The organism is Planococcus sp. CAU13, from assembly GCF_000775575.1.
Lineage (GTDB): Bacteria > Bacillota > Bacilli > Bacillales_A > Planococcaceae > Planococcus.
This window is the reverse complement of the sequence record NZ_JRGN01000010.1, coordinates 1-4,582: the sequence shown is the minus strand read 5'-3', so window position 1 is coordinate 4,582 and position 4,582 is coordinate 1. Positions and strand designations below refer to the sequence as shown.

8 protein-coding genes are annotated in these 4,582 nt (G+C 46.0%); 3 read left to right on the top strand and 5 right to left on the bottom strand.

Features of this window, described 5'->3' with window-relative positions; all coding sequences use genetic code 11:
* Positions 1-222: hypothetical protein (locus KW93_RS17670; protein WP_235318323.1), on the top strand; the 222-nt coding region annotated here is incomplete at its 5' end.
* Positions 149-604 carry a hypothetical protein gene (locus KW93_RS00365; RefSeq protein ID WP_033540961.1) on the top strand — a complete coding sequence of 152 codons (456 nt, stop codon included), beginning with the start codon at positions 149-151 and terminating at the stop codon, positions 602-604. The genes KW93_RS17670 and KW93_RS00365, both read left to right, overlap by 74 nt.
* 50 nt (positions 605-654) lie before the next feature.
* On the opposite strand, the gene KW93_RS00360 is transcribed toward KW93_RS00365, so the two are convergent.
* The 5 genes from KW93_RS00360 to KW93_RS00340 all read right to left on the bottom strand — a co-directional run bounded on the left by KW93_RS00360 (position 655) and on the right by KW93_RS00340 (position 3,556).
* Positions 655-1,101: an NUDIX domain-containing protein gene (locus tag KW93_RS00360; protein WP_033540960.1), complete on the bottom strand. Its 447-nt coding sequence runs from the start codon at positions 1,099-1,101 to the stop codon at positions 655-657.
* On the bottom strand, positions 1,094-1,426 hold the full coding sequence (locus KW93_RS00355) for a hypothetical protein (protein WP_152602393.1): 333 nt from the start codon (positions 1,424-1,426) through the stop codon (positions 1,094-1,096). The genes KW93_RS00360 and KW93_RS00355 overlap by 8 nt, the downstream gene beginning before the upstream one ends.
* A 41-nt stretch (positions 1,427-1,467) precedes the next feature.
* A complete protein-coding gene (locus tag KW93_RS00350) occupies positions 1,468-2,016 on the bottom strand; it encodes an NUDIX hydrolase (RefSeq protein ID WP_033540958.1) in 549 nt (182 codons plus the stop codon).
* 147 nt (positions 2,017-2,163) lie between these two features.
* The gene (gene lepB / locus KW93_RS16830) at positions 2,164-3,030 is read right to left on the bottom strand and encodes a signal peptidase I (RefSeq protein ID WP_052131395.1); all 867 of its coding nucleotides are present in this window, start codon (positions 3,028-3,030) and stop codon (positions 2,164-2,166) included.
* Entirely contained in the window at positions 3,023-3,556 is a 534-nt protein-coding gene (locus KW93_RS00340) for a sigma-70 family RNA polymerase sigma factor (RefSeq protein ID WP_235318322.1), read from the bottom strand. The genes lepB and KW93_RS00340 overlap by 8 nt, the downstream gene beginning before the upstream one ends.
* Before the next feature lie 156 nt (positions 3,557-3,712).
* Here KW93_RS00340 and KW93_RS00335 point away from each other — a divergent pair, with 156 nt between their 5' ends.
* Positions 3,713-4,537, top strand: coding sequence for a DUF1835 domain-containing protein (locus KW93_RS00335; RefSeq protein ID WP_033540957.1), 825 nt, complete (start codon positions 3,713-3,715; stop codon positions 4,535-4,537).
* Positions 4,538-4,582 lie beyond the last annotated feature (45 nt).

The following is a 4,582-nucleotide window of genomic DNA, read 5'->3' as shown; positions in this document are numbered from 1 at the left end:
GTTTACTCCCAACTTTCCCGCTTTTACTCCCAACTGGCCAATCTGCGCTCCCAACAACAAGCAGAAGTTCCGATATCAGCTGTAACTTCTGCCGCCCCGCTCCGTCTACTCGTTATATTTCAAAACATGGATGAGGAGCTGGAAATCAATGAAGAAAGTGTCATGCCTTTTTATTTTATTGTTTGCGAGCGCCCTGCTTTTCGGCTGCCAGCCAACGAATGAAGTAATCAAAGCGGAAGAACCCACTCACGAAACTGAACCATTCCTAAGCGAGTCACTTCTTGAAATCGCAGAAACTGCGAAAGTGGAAGTGACAAAAAAGAAAGGCGTCGATGCAGTCATTTATGAAGAAGCTGATGACATTACATCTTTTGACGCCATATTCTCCAGCACCACAAAAGAACCGGGCATCGTTAACATGTCCGCTCCCACGCTTTATTTAAAAGTAAGCGATACTGAAGGAAATGAACAATATTTGCAACTCTGGATCGGCAATGAAGACGAACAGGCTTCGCTGATGTGGGAAGACGATACGCATACCGTTTACTCGTTAACAGTGGAAATGACAGAGAAGCTGGCTGGATTGCTTGAAAAAGAAGCCTGAAGAGAAAAAATCTCTCCAGGCTTCTCTATTTCTCACTCCACTCACCAACATCACACAAACTCCAACACCTTCAAATCCATCTCATCTATCACACCAAGCGGCGCGCTCCGGTCCCATAGCCTCATCTCTGACGTTTCGTCATTGTCGAGAAACGGCTGCAGCTTTTCAACATTCCCCGCATAAACCGGGTTGTATTTGATGCTTCCGTCAGAAATCTTCCTCAACTTCAACAACCCTTTGAACGCCAAATCACTTACGGATTGCCCGGTTTCTTCGTGTAACTCACGAACCGCGCATTCCTTCGCCGTCTCGTCGCCTTCACGCCTGCCCGCCGGCAACTCCCACTGCTCCCGCCATTTGTTGTAGACCATCAGGACTCCGCCATCGCAAGATATAACTGCGAACGATCCGGCCAGGCCCGCGTATCCTTCCATTTCCTCTTCACTTACAACAATAAAATCCAGAAACTCGAAACCGTTATTTTGAGTTTTATTCATTGGACACCGCTCCTATAATCACATCGATCACTTCTACTGTTTCTTTGCTTATATAGTAAGTCAGTGCCGGAGAATGGAGCTTTTTCGGATTGTCTACAGTATCGAGATGAACATCCCAGACTTCGACATCTTTATCGTAAGTTTTAGAGTATATATACCCCAATCGGGTTTCGGCACCGTATCTATCCCACATTTTTGGTGATTCATAGTTGTCCGCTTCCGCTTGTTCCAGCGCAATCTCTTCTGCTTCTTCCTTCGAAATCGAAGTGGAACAGCCAGAAAGCAATAGTGTGCCCAACAGCGCCAACAGCAATTTTATCCTCATCGATTATTCACAACCTTATATTGTTATAGTAAGCACGGGAATTATGTATCTCTCAAAACCGCCTTCGCCATATAATACGCGCTTGCTGTAAACAGCTGCGTTTGAATTTCCCGCTCTCTTATCAACCGGCCGAATTCTTTAAAATCAATCAGCTTCACTCTAATATCTTCAGTCTCATCAAGCTGCTGATCACCCGCTTTATAAGCACCCATCACGAGAAACGTCTTTATTTTATTGTTCTGCGCAGCTGGATTCACCATAAATTCTCCAATCAGCACCGGCTTTTCCAGAGACGTATATCCGGTCTCTTCCCGAACTTCACGCAGAATCCCTTCTTCATCAGTCTCGCCTGCTTCGATTTTGCCTGCCGGAATTTCCAGATAGAAATTTTGGCCGCCGTGCCGGTATTGCTCGACCAGTACAAGCTCCCCGTCTTCTGTAATCACGACCGCATTCACCCAGTCCGAAAATTCACTGACGTAATAATCGTTGATCGTCATGCCATTCGGCAGCCTGCACGTATCCTTCCGCAAGTTGCCGAATGGTGTTTTATAAAGATATTCACTGTTTGTCGTCTGCCATGCTTTCATGATTCTTCTCCTTTGCCCATACAATTAATGAATCTGAAAAAATTTTTACATCTATTGATAAGTTCTATTTTTTCCTGAAAATTCCTTTATGGAATAAAAAAAGCACTGCAGAAGGCAGCACTAATTTATTTCCCATATATGAATCTGCTATTTTGCGTATCCCAAAACTTTCCCTTCAACCGCTTCGAGGGATATTTCTCCGAAGTCCCTGCTGTCAGTGCCTCTCCACCATTGATCGACTAGAACGAAAATAGCTTCGTCTGACACTTTTACAGGTTCCATCGAGGTGGCGAAATACTCTTTTTTAGCGTCCATATTCACCCAAGTGATAAGTTCTTTTTGTGAAACTTCTTCATCCTTTGTCCAAGTTCCTTCTTCATAGTTTCGCTCTGCCATTTCAAAATACTCGTCCTTTTCGAACCCTCTGTCAGTTGCAACTCCATAAAACGTATCAAGCTTTCTATTGTCTATATAAACCTGCCCCTCGCGTATTTCCACAGTTTCTCCTGGCAGCCCCACCACTCGGGCAATATAGTGCTCAGGCAAATTCGGGTTTTTATCAATTGCAGATTTCGGTGTTTTGTAATACACGACATCACCACGATTGACTTCCGGATACCCGATTTCAACAACCAAACTGCTGTGGGTAATCGTGTTGTAATCGTGATTGCCCCGGTCCATCGCATCTGATCCCCACTCGATTAATATCGTATTCTCATTGGCTTCGACCATTTCAACTTCCGACAGCGTATCCGGATCCGTCAGCGGCGGCAATTCGCTTGTCGTGCCTGGCGCACTTCCCGGATCTGCGCCGCCTCCATCTAGATTCACTACCAGGAATATCGTCGTCACCATCAACAAGATCATTAGAATGGCGGCATATTGCAGGGTGGCAAATCGGTTTGCGGGGCGCTTTTCCCACCTCATGTCACTCAGAATTTTTCGCTTCAGCTGTTCGTTGAAACGAGGTGACTCTCCGACAAAATCGTCCAGATCGCGCTTGAATTTATTCATCCTGCATCCCCTCCCATTCTTTCAAATCCACTTTTTCCCGCAGCATGTCCTTTGCCCGCCGGAGCCGGGTTTTGACGGTGTTTTCCGAGCAGGCCAACATTTCGCTGATTTCTTTCGACGTGAATTCCTGATAATAAAACAACAGAATCACTTCCCTGTATTTGATGGGGAGTTCCAGGATTTTATTCGTGAGATTGCTTTGATCGGCTTGCCGGAAGTAAGTATCTTCAGGTGATTTTGTATTAGAAATCAAACCGCTGAGCGAGTTCGAAAACAGCGAGCGCTTATTCCGCCAGCTCCGCAGATGATCATGGCATTTATTGACGGTAATTTTCGACAGATATGTTTTTAAGGAAGCGCGGTTGTCGAACTGGGCGGACTTGCGGTAGTGGCTGATGAACACTTCCTGCATAATGTCTTCGGCCGCACTCCAATCCTTCACGTAGAAATACGCCAGCCGGATCAGGTGCTCGCCGTGGCTGTTCATGATATTTCTCATTTCTTCATCCGTCATTCTGACCGCCATAAGTTTCCATCCCTTCCTGAACACCCCATAGACGCAAGTTTTCAGAAAATAGTTTCATATTAAGTAAGTATAGGTGAAAAAGAGGCGGATTGGTTTTTAAATTCTATGATAAGCTTAAAAGCATGGAAGCTTATGTAACGAGAAAGGATGTCATTTATGAACCATTTTGTCATTGGAGAATCGGCTGCGGGATCTTTGAAGATAGCTTTTCGTGGAAAGAACCATTCCATCCATCCGTTATCGCTAGATTTGTCAGTGGGACCGATTGCGGCAATCCATGAAGATGAAGGGATAGAACGTCATTTCGCTTGGCTCCGGTCTTCGTATACTATGGAAGATGAATATTTTGAGCATCAGGAAGAAACGTACAGACAGACTTTGCGAAAAATAAAGAGTTTGCAAGACGGCGACCAAGTCACATTTTGGACGAGTGACAATGCGGCGGAAGGGATTGGACTTCGGCTCTTTTGTTTTCTGACGGCCGATAAAAAGCTGGATCTCACGGTCGTCAACACGGCAGAAGCGATGGACGAGCTGATGCGGGATACGGATATAAGTGTCGAAATTCGCCATTCGGGCGAATGCAATAATAAGCAGATGGCTCATTTTTTCAAGCATTCTCGGAGGCGGCTGCCGGAAGAAGTAAAGGCTGATTTAGCTGAAGAAATGGCGGGGTTGCTGTCGAGTGCGAGTCTGTTGCGGTCGTGGCAGCATGGTGAAATTTTGGACGCCGACGAGACGCGGGATGATGCGTTTATATTGGAGCGTGTGCGCGAGTTGGGAGAACAGGCAGAGTATGAGGGTTTCTTTAAAGCAACTCGCGTAATCGGCGAAGTCCTCGGGCACTCGTATCACATCTATTCCGATTCCTGGATCGATTACCGGCTCCGGATGCTGATTCGTTCGGGCAAGGTGCTGTCGCGCGGCGATCTCGGGTCGATGCGGACTTATGAAGTTAGATTGAATGAACTAGAGGTTTAATCAACTGCACCAATCAAAAGGCTTCGCGGACGCGAAGCCTTCCTT